At 44.7% G+C, this 23136-nt stretch carries 26 protein-coding genes; 12 read left to right on the top strand and 14 right to left on the bottom strand.

Annotated elements, in window-relative coordinates:
• Positions 1–110 precede the first annotated feature (110 nt).
• Positions 111–347, bottom strand: coding sequence for a hypothetical protein (locus tag Q1A23_RS15110; RefSeq protein ID WP_299824766.1), 237 nt, complete (start codon positions 345–347; stop codon positions 111–113).
• 301 nt (positions 348–648) lie between these two features.
• Here Q1A23_RS15110 and Q1A23_RS15105 point away from each other — a divergent pair, with 301 nt between their 5' ends.
• Entirely contained in the window at positions 649–1095 is a 447-nt protein-coding gene (locus Q1A23_RS15105) for a hypothetical protein (protein WP_299824765.1), read from the top strand.
• A gap of 165 nt (positions 1096–1260) precedes the next feature.
• Positions 1261–1695, top strand: a complete 435-nt coding sequence (locus tag Q1A23_RS15100) for a hypothetical protein (RefSeq protein WP_299824763.1) — start codon at positions 1261–1263, stop codon at positions 1693–1695.
• Positions 1696–1759: 64 nt separating this feature from the next.
• On the opposite strand, the gene Q1A23_RS15095 is transcribed toward Q1A23_RS15100, so the two are convergent.
• Together Q1A23_RS15095 and Q1A23_RS15090 are read right to left on the bottom strand one after the other, a co-directional pair.
• Positions 1760–4708, bottom strand: a complete 2949-nt coding sequence (locus tag Q1A23_RS15095) for a DUF2723 domain-containing protein (protein WP_299824761.1) — start codon at positions 4706–4708, stop codon at positions 1760–1762.
• Positions 4709–4916: 208 nt separating this feature from the next.
• Positions 4917–5594, bottom strand: a complete 678-nt coding sequence (locus Q1A23_RS15090; RefSeq protein ID WP_299824759.1) for a hypothetical protein — start codon at positions 5592–5594, stop codon at positions 4917–4919.
• 127 nt (positions 5595–5721) lie between these two features.
• Between Q1A23_RS15090 and Q1A23_RS15085 the strand changes: the two genes are divergently transcribed.
• The 4 genes from Q1A23_RS15085 to Q1A23_RS15070 all read left to right on the top strand — a co-directional run bounded on the left by Q1A23_RS15085 (position 5722) and on the right by Q1A23_RS15070 (position 9916).
• Positions 5722–7230 carry a HAMP domain-containing sensor histidine kinase gene (locus Q1A23_RS15085; protein WP_299824758.1) on the top strand — a complete coding sequence of 503 codons (1509 nt, stop codon included), beginning with the start codon at positions 5722–5724 and terminating at the stop codon, positions 7228–7230.
• Entirely contained in the window at positions 7202–7885 is a 684-nt protein-coding gene (locus tag Q1A23_RS15080; protein ID WP_299824757.1) for a response regulator transcription factor, read from the top strand. The genes Q1A23_RS15085 and Q1A23_RS15080 overlap by 29 nt, the downstream gene beginning before the upstream one ends.
• A gap of 258 nt (positions 7886–8143) precedes the next feature.
• Positions 8144–8725 (top strand): pseudouridine synthase, encoded by a 582-nt coding sequence (locus tag Q1A23_RS15075; RefSeq protein ID WP_299824756.1) that lies wholly within the window; start codon positions 8144–8146, stop codon positions 8723–8725.
• Between the two features lie 168 nt (positions 8726–8893).
• A complete protein-coding gene (locus Q1A23_RS15070) occupies positions 8894–9916 on the top strand; it encodes an LLM class flavin-dependent oxidoreductase (protein WP_299824755.1) in 1023 nt (340 codons plus the stop codon).
• Between the two features lie 108 nt (positions 9917–10024).
• On the opposite strand, the gene Q1A23_RS15065 is transcribed toward Q1A23_RS15070, so the two are convergent.
• The 5 genes from Q1A23_RS15065 to Q1A23_RS15045 all read right to left on the bottom strand — a co-directional run bounded on the left by Q1A23_RS15065 (position 10025) and on the right by Q1A23_RS15045 (position 14151).
• On the bottom strand, positions 10025–11362 hold the full coding sequence (locus Q1A23_RS15065) for a hypothetical protein (protein WP_299824753.1): 1338 nt from the start codon (positions 11360–11362) through the stop codon (positions 10025–10027).
• A gap of 109 nt (positions 11363–11471) precedes the next feature.
• Positions 11472–12365, bottom strand: coding sequence for a cyanophycinase (locus Q1A23_RS15060; RefSeq protein WP_299824751.1), 894 nt, complete (start codon positions 12363–12365; stop codon positions 11472–11474).
• Positions 12366–12389: 24 nt separating this feature from the next.
• The gene (locus Q1A23_RS15055) at positions 12390–12806 is read right to left on the bottom strand and encodes a hypothetical protein (RefSeq protein ID WP_299824749.1); all 417 of its coding nucleotides are present in this window, start codon (positions 12804–12806) and stop codon (positions 12390–12392) included.
• 15 nt (positions 12807–12821) lie between these two features.
• Positions 12822–13664 (bottom strand): TIGR02587 family membrane protein, encoded by an 843-nt coding sequence (locus Q1A23_RS15050; protein WP_299824747.1) that lies wholly within the window; start codon positions 13662–13664, stop codon positions 12822–12824.
• Between the two features lie 181 nt (positions 13665–13845).
• Entirely contained in the window at positions 13846–14151 is a 306-nt protein-coding gene (locus tag Q1A23_RS15045) for a hypothetical protein (RefSeq protein WP_299824745.1), read from the bottom strand.
• A gap of 421 nt (positions 14152–14572) precedes the next feature.
• Between Q1A23_RS15045 and Q1A23_RS15040 the strand changes: the two genes are divergently transcribed.
• The gene (locus tag Q1A23_RS15040; RefSeq protein WP_299824743.1) at positions 14573–14818 is read left to right on the top strand and encodes a hypothetical protein; all 246 of its coding nucleotides are present in this window, start codon (positions 14573–14575) and stop codon (positions 14816–14818) included.
• A gap of 194 nt (positions 14819–15012) precedes the next feature.
• Here the strand turns inward: Q1A23_RS15040 and Q1A23_RS15035 are convergent, their stop codons facing one another.
• Positions 15013–15675 (bottom strand): response regulator transcription factor, encoded by a 663-nt coding sequence (locus Q1A23_RS15035; RefSeq protein ID WP_299824741.1) that lies wholly within the window; start codon positions 15673–15675, stop codon positions 15013–15015.
• A 228-nt stretch (positions 15676–15903) separates the two neighbouring features.
• Entirely contained in the window at positions 15904–16647 is a 744-nt protein-coding gene (locus Q1A23_RS15030) for a Mut7-C RNAse domain-containing protein (RefSeq protein ID WP_299824739.1), read from the bottom strand.
• Positions 16648–16813: 166 nt separating this feature from the next.
• On the opposite strand from Q1A23_RS15030, the gene Q1A23_RS15025 reads away from it, so the two are divergent.
• From Q1A23_RS15025 to Q1A23_RS15015, 3 genes are all read left to right on the top strand, one after another.
• Positions 16814–17236: an EamA family transporter gene (locus Q1A23_RS15025; protein WP_299824737.1), complete on the top strand. Its 423-nt coding sequence runs from the start codon at positions 16814–16816 to the stop codon at positions 17234–17236.
• Between the two features lie 141 nt (positions 17237–17377).
• Entirely contained in the window at positions 17378–18151 is a 774-nt protein-coding gene (locus tag Q1A23_RS15020; RefSeq protein ID WP_299824736.1) for a hypothetical protein, read from the top strand.
• Positions 18152–18282: 131 nt separating this feature from the next.
• Positions 18283–19587 carry a hypothetical protein gene (locus Q1A23_RS15015; RefSeq protein WP_299824734.1) on the top strand — a complete coding sequence of 435 codons (1305 nt, stop codon included), beginning with the start codon at positions 18283–18285 and terminating at the stop codon, positions 19585–19587.
• 436 nt (positions 19588–20023) lie between these two features.
• Here the strand turns inward: Q1A23_RS15015 and Q1A23_RS15010 are convergent, their stop codons facing one another.
• On the bottom strand, positions 20024–20470 hold the full coding sequence (locus Q1A23_RS15010; protein WP_299824732.1) for a hypothetical protein: 447 nt from the start codon (positions 20468–20470) through the stop codon (positions 20024–20026).
• Positions 20471–20721: 251 nt separating this feature from the next.
• Between Q1A23_RS15010 and Q1A23_RS15005 the strand changes: the two genes are divergently transcribed.
• The gene (locus Q1A23_RS15005) at positions 20722–20880 is read left to right on the top strand and encodes a hypothetical protein (protein WP_299824729.1); all 159 of its coding nucleotides are present in this window, start codon (positions 20722–20724) and stop codon (positions 20878–20880) included.
• Positions 20881–21248: 368 nt separating this feature from the next.
• A complete protein-coding gene (locus Q1A23_RS15000) occupies positions 21249–21440 on the top strand; it encodes a cold shock domain-containing protein (protein ID WP_219878551.1) in 192 nt (63 codons plus the stop codon).
• A gap of 105 nt (positions 21441–21545) precedes the next feature.
• Here the strand turns inward: Q1A23_RS15000 and Q1A23_RS14995 are convergent, their stop codons facing one another.
• The 3 genes from Q1A23_RS14995 to Q1A23_RS14985 all read right to left on the bottom strand — a co-directional run bounded on the left by Q1A23_RS14995 (position 21546) and on the right by Q1A23_RS14985 (position 23090).
• Positions 21546–21827: a hypothetical protein gene (locus Q1A23_RS14995; RefSeq protein ID WP_299824724.1), complete on the bottom strand. Its 282-nt coding sequence runs from the start codon at positions 21825–21827 to the stop codon at positions 21546–21548.
• A gap of 160 nt (positions 21828–21987) precedes the next feature.
• A complete protein-coding gene (locus tag Q1A23_RS14990; RefSeq protein ID WP_299824722.1) occupies positions 21988–22407 on the bottom strand; it encodes a hypothetical protein in 420 nt (139 codons plus the stop codon).
• Between the two features lie 251 nt (positions 22408–22658).
• Complete coding sequence (locus Q1A23_RS14985) at positions 22659–23090, bottom strand: acyl-CoA thioesterase (RefSeq protein ID WP_299824720.1); 432 nt, start codon at positions 23088–23090, stop codon at positions 22659–22661.
• Between the last annotated feature and the right edge of the window lie 46 nt (positions 23091–23136).

Genomic DNA, 23136 nt, shown 5'->3' with positions numbered 1-23136 from the left:
CACGCCATGTAAATCAGCAGAAAAAACCTGCTAACCTTACTTTAAAAAAATAGCCGCTCTGGTATATCCCAAAGCGGCTTAATATGTATCTACTTACTTTTAAGAGGGTTTTATACCCATCTTTTACGCTCACTAAAGTGGTTACACCCAAACTGGGCTCCTGTAATCATTTCAAACTTTTTAGGTTTAATGTCATTGGTTGCCTCGTGCACCAACGGCAGTACGTAAGCAGGCTCCAGGGCATGCTGCCCGGTTAACTCGTCGCATACGCCAAAATTCGGGCTAGGTACCTGTACTTTATTTTGATCTTGCTCCCAATGGGTGCAATGATTGCATGTCGCTTCCATAGGTTATGTTGTTTAGTTACACATACTAAATTATACTTGCCTGTGCGCTGCCGAGGTTGCAAATAGCCCGCTAATTAGCCCAATTTAGAATTATACTAAACTGTAATGTAGCACTTTTCAGGAACCATCAGGAAAACGCCGAAAATATATAGTTAAGTATATACAAGATATTTACGTGTATATGCGTTAAATCAAACAGCAAGTATAAATTATATTTTTTCTAGGCTAGAACAAAGTATACTTAATTTGTTAGTATAAATACATGTTGAAGTATAACTTTGCAAGCTAATTACAAATAACAATGGTATCAAACGCTAGTATACACCTTAATTTGCAGGTGATCTACCTTTGTGAATACATGCAGGTAGAATTGGATGAGACTACGCGTTTCATTTACATAACGTGGCTTAAACATACGAGCAGCGAAAAATTCAGGGAGATGTACCAGGTTATCGCTGAGATAACAATTGAACATAAAGCTGAATATTGCCTGAGCGATGCGCGTGCTATTCATTATATTGAGTTTGCTGATCAGAACTGGATCATTCAGCACATGGCGCCTTTGCTCAATACAACATCTGTAAAGCAGTTTGCCCGGCTTACGAACAAAGAAAGCCTTACCCTGATGGACGCAGCCCGTGTTTTTACAGCTTTAGAAAATTTACCGCATGTGCAAAGCCGTACACAGTTTAATGTATTTACTTCCAAAGCAGATGCCTATACATGGCTCTTTCCGGAAATAGCCTGACTCGCAGTTCATGATTGCCTGGATGTAACACGTCAGCTTCCAGTTTCTTTGCCTTTAAGTTTATAATGAGCTCCTGATTTTAGCTGCTATAAAGGCTTAGCGGTGCAGTAGGTAGATTTTGCGTATTATTTATACCTTTACACCTGACACTAATCAAACAAAAACATGTACACAGGTTTACAGCATTTACACTCTTATCTAGCCTATTTGGTGCTACTGGGGCTGCTTGTAAGTATAATAATGGCGCTGGCAGGCTGGTTTGGCAACAAACCATTCACAGACAAAGACAGAAAAGCTGGTCTTTTTGGCCTCATCCCTACTCACCTGCAATGGGTGGTTGGCTTGATTCTATACTTTGTATCTCCGCTGGGATTAGAAAACTTCTCCGGCGCTGGCATGAAAGACTCAGTTTCGAGGCTATACTTTCTGGAGCACCCGCTGATGATGATCATCGCTGTTGTACTGATCACTATTGGTTACGCTAAGGTAAAACGACAGGTACAGAGCGGTAACGGCTTTAAAACTATTGCCATTTTATACGGTATTGCGCTTATACTTATTTTAGCACGTATTCCCTGGATTTCATGGCCAGGTAACTAAGCTGGTTACGTTTTAAAATAAAAAAGGGGAAAGCAATTAAGTTTGTTTTCCCCTTTTTTATAGCTCATTTTTGCAAGCGCTGCAGATACTGCACAAAGGGCCGCTCCAGCCTCTTAGCCTGCGCCTGCATACCGCTGTCCTGTGCCGCTATAATCAGCTCCTGGAGTTGCAACAGGTTAAGCTGCACTTTACGCTCAAATAAACTTCCCTTCGTGAGGTAGTAATCTAGTTCCTGCTGCGTATTTTGCGCGATGTGGTGCACCAGCTGCTCTGCCTTTTTTTCCTCTCCGATGGCAACTAAGAGGGGTACAAACTTAGGCGTATGAAAATCGCTGGGAACAGTATCTAGCGGCATTTTTTCAAAGCAGAAATCAATTACTTCCAACGCTTTTTCATTTTCTCCGGCATCTACGTAGGCCTTGGCCAGCAGGGCAAATTTCTCGCGGGCCGATGCAGCAAAATTAAGGTAATTCTGGTCCAGGTAAACACTTGGGCTATCAAGGTTGCGGTAACTGAATTTATTTACCAGGTTATCATACAGCACCTCTTTGTTTACATAGCCTTGCTCCTGTTCACTTTCTGTTTTAACGGGCACTATCCTGTAGGCAAAGCCTTCCAGGCGGCTATACTTGTGCAGGCCCACATAATCAGATACCGGTATGTTGCCGGAGAAATAAATTGGCCTGTCCCAGTTTTGCGTGCTAAGCAGATCCAGCACCACCAGGTGGCGTTTTTCAAGGTATGGCACCTCGGCTTTTAAATGTAGCCTGTCGGTAACATCATGCATTCTATCCTGGCTGACTACGCCATGCGCTTGCACCTGTTGCTTAGCTATGGGCATATAAAAGTTTTTTGTAGGGAAAGTGAGCAAGGTGGTGCCTGTTCCGTATTGCGCCTGCAGGGCCGGGTGGTTTTGCTTTACCAGTTGCATAAACTGCTTCAGGTCAATGCCGGTGGCTACCTGCGGGCGCTCCAGGTAAGGCAGGTAATCGTTGGTGCCCTGGCGGTAGTTCTCCGTTTCCAGCGATAGCGGCCACGGTGCTGCTTTATAGGCCGGGCGTTTCATTTGCTCAATGTACCAGTCAGTATTCAGAAAAGTCATTACTGCCACGCGTACATCGGTACGGTACCCCTCCACTTCCTGCGCATACCACAGCGGGTAGGTGTCGTTATCGGCATGGGTAAAAAGTATGGCATTGGGTGCGCAGGAGTCAAGCAGGTTTTTGGCTAAGTCCAGGGAGAAGTAGCGGTCAGAGCGGTCGTGGTCGTTCCAGCCCTGTAAAGCCATAATACCCGGCACAGCAAGGCAAAGTATACTTGCAGAAGCTGCGGCGGCATAGTTATACTTTAGCACCCGTTGCATTGCCGCTGCCAGCGCCATCACTCCCAGCCCTATCCAGATGCTGAATGCGTAAAAAGAAGCCGCAAAAGTATAATCCCGCTCGCGAGGCTCTACGGGCGGCTGGTTCAGGTAAAGTGCAATGGCCATACCCGTAAAAAAGAACAGCAGCCCCACTATAAAAGCATCCTGGCGGCATCTTCTGGCATGGTATAACATCCCCAGCACACCAATTAAAAGCGGCAGCAGGTAAAAACAGTTGCGGGCTTTGTTTTGCAGCAGCGTTTGCGGCAGGTTACTGTTCCCGTTCCCGAACCAAAGCACCCCGGCATGCTGCACATCGCTCTCACGGCCCACAAAATTCCAGAGGAAGTAACGCCAGTACATGTGGCCGAGCTGGTACCGCAACAAGAAAGAAATGTTTTGCCCGAAAGTCGGTGTTTGCCCCTGCCGCAGGTCTACCCACTTACTGTATTCCCGCACATCCTCTGGCTTATCGCTGTAAATGCGTGGCAGCAAGGTTTTGTCTTTGCTATCGAACACAGGCTCGATGCGGGGCGATTTCTCATACTTGTTTTTGCCCTTGGTGTAGCGCGGCGCCCCCTCCTGCTGGCCTACAGGCTGCGAATTGTACTGTGTCCCGTACAGCAAAGGCCTGTCGCTGTACTGCTCACGCTTCAGGTACGATACAAAGCTCATCACATCTTCGGGGTTATTTATGTCTATGGTGGGGTTGTAGGCCGAGCGTATCGGTATCATCAAATAAGACCCGTAGCCAATAAGCACAAACACAAAGCAAAGTATAACTGTATTGAGAACCCTGAGTTGGCGCTTGATGGAATAGATAAGACCGTAAAGTATAGCTGACGCCATAAGAATAACAAAGCAGATAATGCCCGATCCGAAAGGCAAACCAAGACTGTTTACAAAAAACACCTCTACAGTTCCGGCCAAAGTAGGCAGCCCCGGAATAACGCCCCAAAGTATAAACACAAGTATAGATGCGCTGATGCTGAAGGTGATAATACTGCCCTTAAAAGTATAGCGATGATACCTGAAGTAAAAGATAAAAGCCAGCGCAGGTATAGCCACCAAATTAAGCAAGTGCACACCAATGGATAATCCCACCAGGTACGAGATGAGTATAAGCCACTTATCGGCGTAGGCTGTGCCTGCCTTCGCCTCCCAGCGCAGCATAGCCCAAAAAACGATCGCCGTAAAAAACGATGACATAGCATAAACTTCCGCCTCTGCTGCCGAAAACCAGGCGGTATCGGTAAAAGTATAAGCCAAAGCACCTACAACGCCGCAACCCATCACCAGCAGTACAGCGGCATCAGCCGGCGTTTCGTTTCTAATAATCAGTTTTCGGGCGAGTATGGTAATGGTCCAGAAAAGAAAAAGCGAAGTAAAGGCGCCGCATAAACCCGACATAAAGTTTATCCACCAGGCCACCTGCGAGGCATCACCGGCTAGTAAAGAGAACATTCGCCCGAGCATCAGGAACAACGGTGCGCCCGGTGCATGCGGTACCATCAGTTTATAAGAGCAGGCAACATATTCTGCGCAGTCCCAGAAACTGGCTGTTGGCTCTAAGGTTAAAGTATAAACGGTAAGGGCAATGCCAAATACTCCCCAGCCGGTTATGTTGTTTATTAGCTTGTAGGTGCGCATAGGTTATACTGGTTTAGTTTGATTTAGAGAGCCTGCCGTAGTGGTAAAGTATGATTCTAATTGCTGTTGCTCTGATTAGGATAAGTATTGCCTGCGTGGTAGTTTAAGCCTTAGACACAAGCTTCACGAGAAGTCTGAAAAAGTACAGGACTCCAGAATTCTCGCGAAGCATGAACTGGCAAGGCCACTTCTTTTCTTAGCTACAAGTTCAATCTGTTATCTCCATCTCGAACACGATGTAATGCTTAACCCCATACTTTTGGCCCCACTCGCTTGGCGGCACACTATCTTTGGTAAGGGCGCAGTACTGGTATAAATCCGGGTTCTGGGGGTCAACGTAAGGCAGCGAGTACACCAACAGCGGGAAAGCAGTATAGAGTGGCACCTGCACCGGTTTGTCCAATGATCCGGTTGCATCGCGCAGGCTGTACAGGTCCGTATTTTTGGATTTATACTTTGGGTTAAGCCCCACCCGATCAAACTGAAACATGAAGTGTGTCTGCTTCTTTTTAGGCTGACGTGCCAACACGTTAAACGTGAAGGAGGCGCTGTCTTTATCAAACATGAATGCGGCAGGATAACCCGTCTGCGTAAAAAAGTCGCGGGTGGCGATAAGCTTGCCGTTGCGGTACTCTTTGGATATCAGCTTAAAATGTTTGCCCCTTAAGCTGGTATCGGAAAAGGCAACGTTAAAATACTCGATGTTCTGCAGCCTTAGCACGTCCCGCAGTTCGCCGGAGTTCATATCCCAGGATACGGTAATGGTGGTGCTGTCTGAAGTATGGGCTTTACTTTGGAAACTGAGCAGCAGGCACATTATCGCAAGGCCATACTTTATACTTGCTGTTGCTCTTTGGCAGATGCCGGAGGTTACTGATTGGTTCATAGAAGCTTTTTTTGGTTTAGACAAAGGAAGCTTACTAATTCCTGATTTAATGTTAAGGCGTGTTAAGGAGTGTTAAATAGTGTTAACGGCTGCACAAATACGTACACGAATCGTTATATTTGGTACTATGAAGCAAAGAATAAAGCTGATTCTGGTTTTAATGTCGGTCTGCACGCTGTGCCTGCTGTCGTTTCAGTTTTACTGGAGCTACCAGGGCTATTTAAGTGCCTCTAAAACATTTAAAGCCGATATAAACCAGGCCCTGCAAGCTGCCGTGGACAGGGACATGGAGTTGCGCCAGGATTACATCGCCGACAAGTATAAAGCATGGCTAGCAGACACGAACCTCGTTAACATTGACTGCCATGTTGATACAGTTTCCGGCACCACCGTGTTTACCGTAACCGATAAAAAGGAATCCGATAACGAAGAGGCCACTTTCACAATTGGTTTCCAGGAGTACAGGCCTGAGACAGGAAAAATGACTGCCAAGGTAAAGCAGTACTTCATCAACCGCTTTGTAAACACCCATGTGCGGGAAAACCTGCAGGAGAAAGTCGCTATTTATTATACCAGGCAACTAGGCGACCTGCTGGAGGAAGCCTATAAGCAAATGCAACTGGATAAAGCCCGACTGCAGCAGTTTTACAAAGAAGAACTGCTTGCAAGAGATATAAAAACAAGCCACCGTTTATACTTTGCAGATGAAGCGCTTGCCGAAACCGAAGTTTACCCCTACGCCACCCGGACTTTCGAGTTTGGTTTCAGAAGACCATTCTATGAAGTAACAGCCTACTTCCCGGACCCAAACAAAACCCTGATGCTGCGCATGAAGTGGGTGCTGTTAAGTTCGTTGGTGCTGGCTGCAGTCACTATCTGCTGCTTTGCTTATACCGTGCTCACGATCCTGCGCCAGAAAAAACTGGCAGAGCTTAAAAATGATTTTGTGAACAACATGACGCACGAGCTGCGCACACCAGTTGCCACCATCAGCATCGCCGCAGAAGCCATGCAGGACTTTAACCTGAGCAAAAACTCATCAGCAGAATATCTCTCTATAATCCGGCAGCAGTCTGGCCGGCTTTCGCACCTGATAGATGGTATCCTGAAAAACCTGGCCTTTGAGCAGAACCAGCTGGAACTGTTGCCACGGCCGGTAAGTGTGCAGCAGCTGGTGCAGCAGGCTATCCTACAGCACCGCCCCCAACTGGATATTGCCGGCGCAAGTATAAATTTCGATCAACCAGCGCAAGTCATACTTGTAAATGCAGATGAACTGCACCTGCTCAATGTGCTGTCTAACCTAATCGAGAATGCCCTGAAGTATAGCCGCGGTACGTTGCGCTTGCACATTAGCTGCCACGCAGAAAACGGTAAAGCCATACTTTCCATAACAGACAACGGTATCGGAATTCCGACTGCAATGCAGCAAAAGGTGTTTGATAAGTTTTTCAGGGTACCGTCTGGCAACGTGCACAACACCAAAGGCTACGGCCTGGGCTTAAGTTACGCTAAAACAATAATAGAACGCCACAGCGGCAGCATCAGCCTGCAAAGCAAAGAAAACCAGGGCACCACTTTTACCATAGCCTTACCACTTTATACTTATGAAACAGCCGAGCGTACTCCTGCTTGAAGACGAGCCGCAGCTGGCTAAAATTGTAACCGAAAGTTTACAGAAACGTGATTTTACGGTGACACACGCGCCCAATGGCCTTCAGGGCCTTGACGCTGTACACGCCGCCGCTTTCGACGTTTGCGTGGTAGATGTCATGCTGCCGCTGATGGATGGCTTTACTTTTGTGCAGGAGCTCCGCAAAACCGATAAAACCACGCCTGTGCTTTTCCTGACAGCAAAGTCCATGACAGAAGATGTGGTGCGGGGGTTTGAGCTGGGCGGAAACGATTACCTTAAAAAGCCTTTTAGCCTCGAAGAGTTAGTGATGCGCCTTAAGGAGCTGCTGCGCAGAAATGCCTCCGCAGAAAAAACTCCTGAAAGTATAGCTATTGGCCATTACACGTTTGCACCCCAAAAGCAGGAGCTGTGGCTGAAACAGGAATTGGTTTGTAAGCTATCGCACCGCGAAAATGAACTGCTAAAGCTGCTCATGCAACACAGGAACCAGGTACTTGACAGGAAAGCCAGCCTCCTGAAAATCTGGGGAGACGATAATTTTTTTAATGGTCGCTCCATGGATGTGTTTATCTCCAGGCTGCGCAAGCACCTCAAACAGGATCCGGCAGTAGAAATTTTAAATATCCGGGGTGTAGGCTATAAGCTGATTGTCTAAGTATAAATCCCCCTACACATATTAGGCTGCACTTGCTCCTTTTGCAGATACTCCCACAGTTATGTTAGCATATTTCACTTTATCAGCAACTTATACTTTTTGCTGCAAACCTATTACCTGGTAAGAGCCACCTGCCACTCCACTTGCACCGCAATCTTTGGCAATTGCCTTATAATGTCAGACCTTTGCTACCCCAGCGTACCTTGTATGCAGGCATAGTTCCGTTGGCATAAATCAGTTACAAAACAGCCCTAATCAATGCACAGGCATTTTATACTTCATAAACCGTATGGCTACATCAGCCAGTTTGTTACCAACCATAAAAAGAAAAAGCTGCTCGGCGATTTATACGATTTCCCGGAGGGAACAATGGCTATCGGCCGCTTAGACGAGGATAGCGAAGGCCTTTTGCTGCTTACAACCGATGGAAAAATGAGCGAGCAGGTGCGCAGCAAAGATGTGGAGAAGGAATATTACGCGCAGGTGGACGGCCTTGTAACGGAAGAAGCCATTGCCCTGCTACAAGCCGGTGTCGAAATCGGGACTGGGGAAGCCATGTACAAAACCTTGCCTTGCAAAGCCCGCCAGCTGAACCCTACCCCCGACTTTCCGGCTCGGAGCCGCAAAATACGCGACGACAGGCATGGCCCTACCAGCTGGGTTTCTATTACTGTATCGGAGGGTAAGTTCAGGCAGGTTAGAAAAATGACTGCGGCCGTGGGCTTCCCTACCCTGCGCCTGATAAGGGTACGGGTGGGCGAAATGCTTTTAGGTGATCTTGCTAACGGCGGCGTACAGGAGGTGGAGGACTTTATACTTTACCCCACCGAAACACGATAAACTAAGCACTTTACACAACCTGAGATGAATTTCTTGCCTTTAGTGCACTAAACCAACGTTTAAACATTTTTATTTGAGGGATTCGTAACATAACCTCAGGTTGGTTGTTGAGTATAGAAATTGATATACTGCCTTGCAGGGTGTCAGCAAAAAAGAACAAGTAAACATATGAGCAACACATCTCCCAATAAGAAGTTGTCAGAAACTAAAATGTCGGTTCTGGATCTTGTACCCATTCTTTCGGGTAAAACCATTGCCGACTCGTTTAAAAGCAGCCTGAACCTGGCGCAGCACGTAGAGCGCTTAGGTTATAACCGCTACTGGCTGGCCGAACACCACAACATGCAGGGCATTGCCAGCTCGGCAACATCTGTGCTGATAGGCTATATTGCAGGCGGAACGTCAAAAATAAGAGTTGGCTCGGGTGGCATTATGTTACCCAACCATGCGCCGCTGGTGGTGGCAGAGCAGTTTGGCACCCTCGAAACTTTGTACCCAGGTAGAATAGACCTTGGCTTAGGCCGCGCCCCTGGCACAGACCAACTGACGGCAAGGGCATTAAGAAGAGACTTGATGGAATCGGTGGAAGATTTTCCGCAGCACGTGCAGGACCTTAGAACTTATCTGGGGCCGGTGCAGCCAAATGCCCGCGTGCGCGCTGTGCCCGGCGAGGGAACCAATGTACCTATCTGGCTTTTAGGCTCCAGCACCTTTGGGGCACAACTGGCCGGACTGATGGGTTTACCTTATGCCTTTGCCAGCCACTTTGCCCCTGCCGCGCTGCATGCAGCCCTTAAAGTATACCGCGACAGTTTTACTCCGTCTGATGTGTTGCAGGAGCCGTACGCCATGGCTTGTATTAACGTAGTGGCCGCAGATACTGACGCCGAAGCCAACCGCCTGGTAACTACTTTGTACCAGGCTTTCCTGAATGTGATAAATGGCACAGCCAGCCCGCAACAACCGCCCGTGGATAGTATGGAAGGCATTTGGAGTGCTACAGAACAATATGCTGTGCAGCAAATGCTGCGTTATACTTTTGTAGGCAGCCCTAAAACGGTGCAGGAAGAGATGCAGGCTTTTGTTGATGAAACACAGGTAGATGAGATTATGGTGGCAGCCCATATCTACGACCACAAAGCAAGGCTCAGGTCTTACGAGATCATCTCGGAACTTGGCAAGAAGGTTTAAATTACTTTTATGCAGCGGGCTAAGTATAAATAACCATGCTTTGCCCGCTGCATAGTTAATGCTTAGAGTTGATGCGGCACAGCCTGTACATGCAAACCCAGTAAGTTCTTACTCCGCTTTGATTGAATTTCGCTTCACGTATTTTTTAATGCAATGCACCGATCCGGAAAATTCAGCGAAAGGATGAAAGTCAGTGAGTAAAACAACTTTAAAACCCAGCTTCTCCCAGATAGCTTTGTTTTCCTCGTCAGTTCGCTTTAATTGCTCCCAGTTACCATGCCCATAGGTAGGGAGCCACACCGTTTTATCAGTTGGTGATGTAATCTCGACCAGTACATTGTTGTAGCTGGCATAGTACCATTTCCGCAGTTTGCTTTCCAGGTCATCGACGTATACCAATGGCAAAGGGTTCCGGATAACCTCAAAGCCTAGCCTACTTAGCGTAGCAGCTATATCATCAAAGGCCATTGGGTTTAACCTGGTTATGAAATCGTGATCAAGTATGGATGCAGCCTGCTGCGGGTCGCCTACCAGCACCTGGTATTTACCGGCTTCGTTGCGGCCGGCCAGCGTTATGAACATGTCTATATGGAAAACAGGCTGCACCGTGCCTTCAGTATTGTGGTGATAATACTCCTCCTCCCACTTCTCACCGTTCATTTCAAATTCTACCCTCTTTTCGGAAGGTATCTGCACCGTGCTCCCAATTAAAAACAGCTTTCTCTCATGGTCCAGGTATTTTTTAAACCGCTCGCACACCAGCCGGTTCAGGCGATCGTACTGCTCCGGGTTTAAAGAGCTTTGCATGTCCAGAAAGGTATTTACGCCGTAATCGGCCCCTACAAAAAAGAAATTATCACCTACCAGAATGTTACCCCCTTCGAAGTATATAGGTACCTTTACCCGTGGCCAGTTAAAGAAACTGCTGCTGTAGTGGCTCGCGTTTTCGTCGCCGGTTCTTCTGTTGGAGTGAGGCTGTACCATGAACAGGGTATCATCTGCTTTATCCAGCACCAGCTCAAAATCATCTTCCGCCCAAACAGTCATTTTACACGAGTCGGGCAGCGCATAAAGCTTTACCCGTGGCATTAACTCCTGGCTTTGCAACCACTCCTCCATCGGGGCATAAACTGATTCGTGTGTAAGTATGTGCAGGTGCGTATGCGGCGGCAGCTTCTGTATAAGGTCCTGGTAAATGTTCCAGAGCGGGTTGTTCGGCCCACTTAAAGCATAAGCCGGTATGTTAAGGTGCAGGCCCTCTAAAGCGCCATCGGCACTAGAGACAAGCGTAGGTTGCATGGGCAAACGTTGGTACTCCTGCAGCAAGCTAATGGCAACCGACCTGCGGCGCATGCCTTTCTCGCTTATCTCCTGCCGCTCTTCATTTTCCAGTTCTTTTAGTAAAGGGTAATGCCTTACTTTTAGTTGTGTTTCAGTTTGCTGCATTACGTTTATACTTTGTGTTGATTATACTTTCGTTACCAGCCAGTAGCCCTCTAACACTTGGCCGGTATGGTAATCATAGCACATGCAATGGTGGGGCCGATTCCTGGGGTTAGATATGCAGCTGGTCGTAGTAAGGCAGCGTATAGGTTTCCCCATCGCTAAGTAAATGCACAATCAAGCCCCTGGCAGAAAAAGGCTCCCCGGCAGACACCCTATAAATATTTGTATCTTTTAAGTGCATACCGTCTATAATGGTTACTAAGCCACTCCCCACAACTTTTACATCTTTACCTTCCGTAATGTAGGCGGCGGTGTCTTCCTCGATGCCCATACCCAGGCAACCCGGGTTTGTAACAATGCATTGGGCCATTCTTACCAGGCGGCCACGCTGTATAAAATGGGTATCGATGGCAACATTTTTAACGAACTCAAGCCCGGTGGTAATCCGTACATCGCCTTTTATAAACCCACCCTGCGACATTACTTCATAAATCATGGGTGTGGAGAGTGCCGTTGCGCCTGCGCTGGTTCCTGCAATCAGTATTTCATCGTGGGTATAACGCTCCTTCATGAGTTGCAACAGTTGGGTGCCCCCAAGTATGGAAGTAAGCCGTAACTGGTCACCGCCTGAGAAATAAATTCCGCTGGCCTTTTCGATTACCTTCAGGTATTCCTCCTTTTGGGCATCGTCCCTGTTACGGATATCGAGTACTTCTACTTTGTTTAAGCCCAATTTGCTGAATACCTTAACATACTCTTTTGCCATCTCTTCTGGCACGGTAGAGGCTGTAGGAATAAAAGCAATCAACGGGTTATCCCCTTTCAGATGTTCTATAAAAAACTTCAGTATCTGCTCACTCTCAAAAGCATTGTTGTGTTCCTGGTCCTCATTCTGCGGATCCTCGTTTTTACTTTCTTTACCGCCGATAGCCAATAGCCGCCCCTTGGGTACAGGCGGCTGGCGCTGCAACTTTTGTATGCCAGTAACTTTTCGCTTTGCCATAGTTTCACATTTTTAGTTTAAGCATCAAGGCTTTTTATAACTTACTACTCTGGTTACTAAGGTGTCTGCCATAGCGGGGTTTTCCCTGAAATTAACCCATACTTCCCGCGTGGATTCCTGTGGTGAAAAAGGCAGTTGCAATTCGGCCTTTTCGATCACATCGCCTTCTTTCTCTAAAACTATTTCTACTAGTATTTCTTCTGCGGTTGTTCCTCCTTTGTTATATATCGTAACAAGGTGCCGGAAAGGCGCATGCTCCGATGGGTCAGCAACGGTTTGTACCAAAAGGTCAGGAGAAGATGGTTTATCAGTATATACCTGGTGCACCAGGTACCCCAATAGTGTTAGCACCATAATAAGGCTGATTGCGAATATAGTCCACTCCAGCCAGTTTTTGATGTCTTTTGATCCGTTAGGCTCCTTCTTATTTTCTTGATCCATACAAGTCCTACATTATTATTTAATAAGCAGGCGACCTGCCGAAGCGCCTAATGATGTTATAACACCTAAAACAACAGACTGCGCCACACATGTCCATAAACTTTCCCCGTCGAAGCGCCCGAAAAACCAAAGCATAAAGGCACTAGCGGCTAATGCAATCAAGTAGCTCAGGCATGTGTCAAATGTTATATTAAAGGCAAGGGAGTTAGCTTCACCTCGAATAGTACCTCTAAAGTCGCTAAAGTAGACTACTATCATGCACAGCAACACCGAAACCAGCGCTAAAAAAAGAATATGTGCCGGCGTCGCTTCCACAGCTATCAGCAGTACTTCTTCGGTAGGCGCTACGTTACCCCCAACTATAATGGCACCGCATAGGGCAAGCACTACCATAGCGGATTTTGTGTCGCGGGCCACCTCTTCCTCCTCTTCCTGTTCATCGTTGCGGGTACCTAGTTGCGCCGTACCTACCGATACGCCTATAGATACCGCCATTGCCTCTATAATAACTTTGCCCATCACCTCATCAAGCCCCATACCGTTAAAGTGAATCCTGTTAAGTATGAGCAACATCGCAAACGAGAGCAGAAGGCCTAAACCTAATTCTTCAAAAGAATCAACTACAACACTACGCCATGTAACCCCAGGGTGCATGCCTGCATAGCGGTTATAGCCAAGTAGCAGCAGAAAAGTTACCAGCATTAATATTAACAAATCTGATGGCTTAGCTATAAAACCAGCCCACCAGACTTCCATAGTATAAAGCATCGGGAAGCTAAACAGAAGCCCTCCTGCTATACCTCTGGCATACTCCTTTAACGACTGCGTAACAGGCCTACTGTTTGCTTTATTAACCATTAGTATTTATGGGAGCGAGTAATCATTTTCACCCCACATACGTCAGTAGGCATATATTATGTTATTAAACTATTGTTGATTTACCAACAGGCAGAGCTGATTTTGTAGCTATCACACTAATTTATAACACCTTAGCTATTAAAAGAGGCTTTCAGCAGGCTAGGCTAATAATCCAATCTGCTTACTTTAGTTTAACAGCAATTGTATTGTGGTACCTCTGGTAAGGCTGCCCATAATTGCGGTGTATAAATTCATCATAAGTCATTTCGCTGATATCCTTTTCATGAACCGAAGCAGTAGGTTGCACACTAGAGCCCTGCTGCTGAAAAGTAAGCCCCCCTGTTTTTTTTAGAAGCTCAGAATTGCTCCTTTCCACATGCATGGTTTGCCTTTGCTTGTACCTGGTTTTAATAACCAGCGCTTTCTCCAATCGTGCAGGTGTGATTTCGTGCAATTCCGGAAAACTACTTTCCTTTTTGAAAACCATTTTGAAGTATATGTTAAAGCTGTTGCGTATTCATGATTTACGGTAAAGCAAGCTTGAAAAAGCAGCACCCGCATTGCAAACACTAGTAAAGTTTGCTCATGCCCCCTTATACGCTCATTCCCAAAAACAATAACAAAACAGTACAATAATTTAACCTCTATACCTATAAATACCAACTTTAAACAAAACCACCGTTTTTATACTTACTTCTTACCTTAATACAATACTATGCTATATGCGTTTGATTTTAAAAGTACCTGATTTTTTACTCCATTTATCGTGTAATGGCTAATAACCGATTGTTGCTTCTAATTCAAAAGGTATATATCTTAAAAAATACTGTTTAACAATTGAATTTAATTCACTTGTAATGAGTTTGTTAAGCATCGGACAAAAAATATTATCTACAGAGGCGTTTAGCATGGTTCATTTATCAAAAACCTTAGAAAGATTTGAGAAATTGGTATCGGAGGGCAAAATAGATTCTTTTGTTATTTATATAGAGCCTACTGGTTTTAAGCTGGAAGCAGAAGGCGAGCTGGCACCCCAAAAGTGCGAAATATCAGAAAGGAATATGAATACGATCCGGACTTTCTTTGGGGGAGTTAACCGAATTCAGTACTCAACATTTGATTACGCCAACTTACTGTGCACGCTTCGCGCTTAAGCTTTACGCAACCTGCTAGCTTAAGCGTAACCTCAACCTGATGCTACGCATACCTATTCCAATGTTCGCTGCCTCTCAAAAACTGTAGATTGCTTTACCCCTACTGGTGATAATATTACCCGCAAACACATAAAAAAAACAGCCCGCATGGGGCTGTTACAATCCTTTTGATGTCATAAGAGACGTAGCGAACCTTATGCTATTAATTTATTCTGAAAAGCATACTTTATCAGCTTGGCTGTATTTTTGGATTTAGTCTTTTCGAGGATGTTCTGCCGGTGCGTCTCTATTGTTCGCTTGCTGGTAAAAAGCTTATCGGCAATTTCAGCATTGGTATAGCCTTCTGCAATTAATGCTAACACCTCCATCTCCCGTTTAGATAGTATATTGGATTCATTCCCGTGCGTTTCGCCCTCCTGCAACGGATTTATAACCCTGTCAAGCAGTTGCATAGCTGCATCAGAGCTTATATAAGGCGTGCCGTTATAAACAAGTTTGATAGCCATAAAGAGTTCTTCTTTACCGGAGCTTTTTAAAATGTAACCAAGTGCTCCGCTTTCCAGCATTCTGTGTATACATGTTTCATCGTTTAGCACAGATAAGGCAACTACTTTTGTGTCAGGGTATTGCTCATGTATAGCGCGGGTTGCTTCGTACCCATCCATGACAGGCATGTTAACATCCATCAGCACAACGTCAGCAGGAGTGGTTGCCAGTAGATCCAGCGCTTCTGCGCCATTAGACGCGTCTCCGACAATTTCAATCTCCTCATTATTTGCCAATAAAGAGCATATGCCTTCACGAATGATCTTATGGTCGTCTGTAATTATTATTCTTATTTTATCTGATTGCTTCATAGTCACGTAAAATGTCTGCTGCAATGGTAATGCATACAATAATATACGTAGTAACTAAGTAATTATACATACCCTACAACAAAAACAAATCAATTTACATCGTTTCTTAGTTATATAGCTATAAACAAGGGCCAACAGCTATTTAAATAAGTATTTATACTTCCTATTTAAGTAAAAAAGCATATTTGGTCTTTGCTCCACAGCTAGCGGACTGCTCTATCATGCGGGTTAACTCTCTTGCTTTAGCTCCTCTATAAATGCCTGCATGTGCTCATAATGCGAGCCTTTCCAGTAAACTTTGTGGCACACGGTGCATTGGTAAAACTCCTGAAAGTAAAGCTGTGTTTTTGTTGGGAGTTCATCCAGAACCTGCTCTTTTGGTATTGGTCTAACTGCACCGTTACAGCGCAGGCATAGCTTAAAAGGACTAATCTCTTGATGTAAATTAAACCTGCGGATAACTTCTTTTGCTTGTTCTGTTTTGTGCTGCGACCTTAGCCAGTACCCATGCACGATTACTTTCTGCTTAAGCAAAACGATATCGCGGGTAAGCACAATGCGTTGCTCCTGCTGCGCAATATGGGCTATTTCTTTGTCACTATAGTTTGTATCATATAAAGTATCAAAACCTAACATGCGCAGCGTACTGGCTAAGGTGCCCAAGTGCACATCCAGCACAAACCTGTAAGGCCGTGAGGGCATGGCAGCTAAGGTATAACCCTCAGGCAAATCAAGTTCAGGCCCTGCTGGAAAAACATGAACATGGCCGTTGGGTTGTAAGGGATGAGAAAAAAAGACGGGCACCTTATTATGAAGGATGGCAGCCACCTCAGGGTGCGGAACACCGATTGCCTCAATGGCGTCTTTTACAGCTGGAGAACCATCAAAAGTGTAAGCCACATGTTTGCCACGTTTAGATGGTTTCAAAAAATCGTTTAATACCCCATGAAAAGTAAACGTGGCAGTACGCATTTAATAAGCTTGTAAGGTTACTTATACTTAAAACGCTTAACATACTTGCCAGGGTTATGCGGCTGTGGTTTGCAGCACGAGCACACGCATTAATTTATTTGCCCTATACTCCTAAATCCACAAAAACTTACTGTAGTATTGCGGCCTTACTCAGCTATTTTATAAAATGGAACAATGGTTAAGCTACGCGATACTGGCGATGCTGACAGGCGGCGTAGCAATGGTTTTTGCCAAGATGGGCATGGGCTCCACAAACGAACATGTGGCACTTGTTATCCGGACTTCGGTTTTACTTGCCATGGTGGTTGGCAACGCCTGGTATGCCGGAGCTTTAAAGGGGCTCACGGCCATCAACAATAAAACGCTACTATGGCTGGTGCTGGCGGGTTTGTGCACAGCTGTGTACTGGATTTTATACTTTAAGGCGCTAAAAACTGCAAACGTATCGGTAGTTGCTACCATCGATAGGGCAGGAATTATTGTAACGGTGCTGCTCTCCTACTTTATACTTAAAGAACCCCTTACGCCGCGCCTGCTCCTGGGCATGGGCACCATATTAGCCGGTACCCTTATACTTGTCTGGAAGTAAGCTAGTTGTCCATGGCCTATTTGATGCCACATACAATATGTAGTTAAAATTCTGGAGTTCGTATAATTTTTTTCCTTGAGTTAAAAATATATCATTTCTTTACCATAGTTATTTAATTGCCACCACTTTACACATAAAACTATGATGAAGAATAAAGACTTGATACTGGTCTTGCTCCGGCTTTTTTTGGGGTATATCTTTTTCTCTGCAGGCGTTTGTAAGCTAGCAGAAGGCGGTTTCGGACAGTTAATAGGGCCACCCTGGCTGGAAGAGGCGCTGGAGAAGCATAGCCTTGGCCTGTTTGCCCAGGTTGTAGCTATAAGCCAGGTAACATGCGGGGCGCTGTTATTATCCCAAAGGTTTAGCTTACTTGGCACCATCATGCTAGTGCCAATGAATGTAGCTATACTTGCTGTAACCGTATCCATGAACTGGGCCGGTACTCCCTATATAAATGCATTCTTCCTGGCCCTTAACCTGCTAATGCTGCTACTCGAAAGACAAAAGTTCAGTTTCCTGTTTCAGCCTAATGCCACACATCGTATAAAACCAAACTTTACAGATAAAATCGGCCAGCATAAACTAAGTTGGCTTGGTCTTTTATTTTGCCTGCTGATAATGTTTGCAGCCAGGTATAATCTGGCTTTAACAAATAGTTTTGCTGTTGTCATCTTTGCAAGTTTTGCATTTACGATACTTAGCGTAAAGGGACTGCACCACCTGGATAAGTTTATACTTGGATTACCCTTCGTTGCTATGCTAATTGTTACTTTCGGTAATCTTAGTACCCTGGCTGTACCGCTGCATGTAACTGTACTGGCACTAGAAGCTATACTTCTTATCCTGCGCATCTACCTTAGCACAAAGGAGGCATCTGCAACTAAAACCCTGGTGCCCGATAGCGCAGAAGCCTGATGATGTACTAAGCAATTTATCTTTGCCAACGCCTTACAACAGGTACACAACCAAGTATAAAATATAACACAAATTCAAGCATCTAAAATACGGATGCCCTGAAGTATAACATCCTAATCTACCCTTAAACCATGAAGAAAACTCTTACTTATTTTATGGCGGCGAGTATCTGGGCTTGCACACCGGCACCTCAGGAGCAAACCATAACAAGTGTGCCAATGGATGAACTGGCAGAACGCTATGTAAAAACGGTGCTGCAACTTGGCCAGTACGACAGCGACATTGTAGATGCCTACTACGGGCCTGAAAGCTGGAAACCAACAACAGCTCCGTCGGATACATTGCCTGCCAACAGCCTGCTAAAGGAGTTACAAACGATTACCCAGGAATTAGCAAAGCAAGATACAGCTGGGCTAAGCCAGCTGGAGAAAAGAAGAGTGTTGATGCTGCAGAAACAGGTTTTAGCTACTAAAACCAAACTACAGATGATGCAGGGCGAAAAATATTCTTTTGATGAAGAAGCAAATCTTTTGTATGATGCTCAACCTCCGCAGCAGCCTCTATCCTATTACGATGGCTTGCTGCAGCAGATAGACAGCGAGCTACCGGGCAAGGGCAATGTAGCAGAGCGCTGGAACACGTACCGGAAGCAGTTTGAGATTCCGAAGCAAAAGCTGGACACCGTTTTTCAGGCGGCTATAACCGAAGCTCGAAAGCGAACATTAGCGCACTATAAACTACCCGCAAACGAAAACTTTACTGTTGAATATGTTACTGATAAGCCTTGGTCAGGGTATAACTACTTTAAAGGCAATGGCTATAGCTTAATACAAATAAATACAGACTTTCCGATAAATATAGAGAGAGCCATAGACCTTGCCTGCCACGAAGGCTATCCGGGACACCATGTATTCAACGTTTTGCTTGAACAGGAACTGGTAAATGAGCGCGGCTGGAAAGAGTTTTCTGTATACCCGCTGTTTAGCCCACAATCGCTTATAGCGGAGGGTAGCGCTAACTATGGCATACAAGTAGCTTTTCCGGCACAGGAACGCCTGCAGTTCGAAAAAGAGGTCTTGTTTCCTTTAGCTGGGCTTAATCCTAAAGAAGCCGATCGCTATTATGCGCTACTAGAGAAGATTGGCAAACTTAACTTTGCTGGCAATGAAGCTGCGCGCTTATACCTGGATGGAAAGATTACCCGGGACCAGGCTGCAGATATGCTGGTAAAGTATAACTTTTACGAAAAAGACAAGGCATTACAGCGCACCCGCTTCATGGACCGTTACAGAAGCTACGTTATCAATTACAACCTGGGGCAGGAACTTGTAAGGCAACACATAGAGCGAAACGGGGGTACTTCCGGCAACCCGGAAAAACGCTGGGAACTGTTCCGTGAGTTGCTTTCTAACCCAAATACTGCTTCTATGTTATAGCTGGGCCTATAAATATAGCAACCTGTATATACTGCATTGCTACAGTATCAGGTGCAGCGGGGCTCATTTTTATAGATTGTTTAAGGTTAAAAGGCATTTGTGTAACTGCAATGCAATTACACATAAAATCATCAAAAATGCGTATTGCAGTTAATATCTAATATTTCTAATTTTATACCATTATTATGAAATAATATAACTATATTTAACAAATAAAGCACGCTCGATCATTTAACCTAATTCACCCTTATCATGAAAAAGAAGTTTTTTGAAATGATCTGCCCTGATTTCAGGTCGCATATGTTGTTGGAAATGCTCGTAAAGATGGTTAGCCGTAACAAAGAGTAACAAGGAGGCAGATAGCGTTACCACAAATGTAAATTTTGTGTAGTTATACTGGGCTCCCATTATTTGGCGAGCCACGGAAGCTTATCTGCTATAAATTATTATCAGCCGCTTTTATGGCTTTTATAAGTTCATCAGGATTTGAATTTGGCAACAGGAAAGTCAGCGCCTCAGGTAAAGTGGCGAAATACTGAAGATCTTGTAGCAAGCCGTGTATCCGGTAAATCTTAGTGCGCATTGTGTCGGCTGCTATTTCTAGCATTGCATCATTGTTGTGCACCATTGCCACCTTGCCCAGTGCTGTGTCGTTAACCAATGCCCCAAGCTGTTCTATTGCCCATTTCTGGTCTTGCATTGTAAACAGGCTTTGCGTGGCATCAATCAGCCAATTCTCCACCCCGTGCTCCTTTATCAAACTATGCGTGAACAGCATGCCTTGCTTGAAGGCTTCATGTCCGGGAGGCCTACTAAACTTACTGAAAATCAGCTTTTCTGATGTGAGCAACTTAACCTCTAAATAATTTTCTAAAGTGGACATACATTATAATTCAAGAGCTTATTGTATAAGGGCAGCAGCAAATTTTATATATAAGCCTCATCTGCTGTAACTGTATTTTTACTAGTAACTGTCCGGTTTAGAACAGTTCTTAATTAAATTGTTCGTTTTCAGACAGTTTTAAAATTACGCAACAAATATAATCACCTAATTATCAAACAATTAAATATTGGCATTTAACTTGTAAAGCTTTTTATATCACATTAAATCTTTTTTGTATGCTAACTAAAACTATGAAATCGTCTTTTGCTGCTGCGGTTATGCTCCTGTTACTGGTCGCGACTATGATGGCTGCCAAAACCGTTACCAATTGCGAAACAAGCACACGGGCTAAGGCTACTACTCCGGTTTGGCCCACTAATGCTACTGCCCAGGCGCTTTCTGTCAGCTAGCGTTTCCGCAATTTAATATACTCAGTTTTATGTACTGTTACCTCAGTCATAAAATTTTACAACTCAGCATAAAAAATTATTACCTGCCAAACCTACCTAAAACTATGAAAAGGAAGCCCCTGCACAACAGGGGCTTTTAGGTTCACATCTACTTTGCACAAAATCTTAAGTATAAAAGCTCTTTAAATTTTTGACCCGACAGGGCACGGCTAACGTATAGACATATCTGTAATAAGGGTGTCTCGAAAATTATTTTAGCCTTTTATTTGCCTCTAAAGTAAATAAAATAAAAAAAAGAGCCACTTTGTAAAATATTATGAACAAATTTACCTCAATAAACGTCTTCAAGACAATAACATCAAATTATTATGAACAACGGAACAGTAAAATTCTTCAACACAGAAAAAGGCTTTGGCTTCATTAAGGATGACAATACAAACCAGGAGTACTTCGTACACGTGTCTGGCTTAGTAGATGAAGTTAGAGAAAACGACAGAGTAACTTACGAACTGCAGGAAGGTAGAAAAGGCCTTAACGCTGTTAATGTTAAGCGTGCCTAACTAAAGTCACCTTATAGAAGAAAAGCCTTACGGTAAACGTAAGGCTTTTTTGTTTTTATACATTTAATATACCCGGGTTTAACGCGCAGCCAGGGCAATGGTTAGTTAATACTCGCTCCTTCTTTTAGCTTGCTCTTCCAGGGCTTTTAATTCGTGTTCGGCAGCTTTTAACCTGTTCTTCGCAGCTTTTTCGCGCTGCTTGGCTTCCTCAGCTAACCGCTCCGCCTCTCTTACCTCCTGCTTTAACAGCGATACTTGTTGCTCTTGAGCAGAAACTGCAGGATCGTTGGAGTAACTGCCCCCGCCAAATACAGAGCAACTCATCGTAACGGACACCATAGCGAGTAGTAAGGCGAATGTAAAAGCTTTAAATGTATAGTTTTTCATAGTGTGGTTTCTAATGTTCAACATGTTTAAGCTTACGGGTGCTTGTTGTATCTTGTTTATAGCAGCATCAACTGTTGCACCGAAACCCTGCTTTTGCAAACGTAGCCTAACGGCTTTATACTTGGTAGCCGCGCATAAATCAAGTATGTGTATGCTTACATTAATCAGAAGATAAAAGCCAGTCCAGGGCATCGTTTTTGTACACAAAGTCTTTGCTTATGCAAGGCAGCGGTACTTTAGAGGCAGTTTCGTAAATCGACTCAATGGCTATCTGCTGAAATATATCCTGCGCTAATAAATTGGCAACGCGCCTGAGCTTACTATGCTGCAGCACTTCAGCTGAGTTTTTTGCAATCCAAACCTGGTCCTCGAAGGTTGGCGAACACATGTTCCTGTAGTCAGCAAGTATAAGTTCTACATCATGTTCAAGTATAAAATTGCAGGCATATGTTATGGCCTCACGCAGTTTCAAGCTTGGTATTACCCCTTTCCATTCGTTCCAGATGAGCTTCTCATCCGGTGAGTGCTGTATCCTTACATATTCTTTTTCCCAAACCGTAATTAACTCAAGCGTTTTCATGCACTTTTCTACCAGCTATAATTTCAGTTCCGTAACATTGTAATTGTACGCTAAATAAAAGTATATGTCTGAATATCTAATACTTACGACAACATTATAAACTTACATTGGTATAATTTTAAAATACAAGCGCATAAAAAAAGCAACTCAGGTAGAGTTGCTTTTTTTATGCGCTTGTATCAGTCGGGAGTTGGTAAGCCCTTGTTGCCTTTTGGCACCTTTATAACCTAATAACTAGCCAATCACCTGTTTTACAGCTCAACAAAGTCGGCGCTTTTAGGTATCTGGTTAAAATGCTCGGCTAAGTCTTCGGGCAAAGCAGCCAGCTTTCTTTTAAACGTATCTATCCAGGCGCCTTCAACATTAATTACAGCAGCTTTTACGCCATCTGCTTTAAATATTTCGTGCCTGATGCCCCACCGCGACCCATCTTTTTTACTTTTAGTCAGCGCTGTGGTTACAGTAAGGTTTTCGTTTATACCCACCTCGCGCAGGTATGTGGTTTCCTCTCTGAAAAGGATGGGACCGATGTGCAGTTTCTGAAATATCTTCAAATCAAGGCCCAATTCATCTAGTGCTTCTATACGCGCTTGTGCGGCAAAATCGGCGTAGGCAGAGTGGCGCATGTGCATGTTTGCATCCAGATGCGACCACATTACCTTGCCTTTGTAAGTATGGCTCATGTGTAGGTATTTAATTTACAGGCTGCAAATTTAGTCCATAAACCCC

This window comes from uncultured Pontibacter sp., assembly GCF_947492645.1.
In the GTDB taxonomy this organism is placed as follows: Bacteria; Bacteroidota; Bacteroidia; order Cytophagales; family Hymenobacteraceae; genus Pontibacter.
This window is presented reverse-complemented; position numbering and strand designations above follow the sequence as displayed.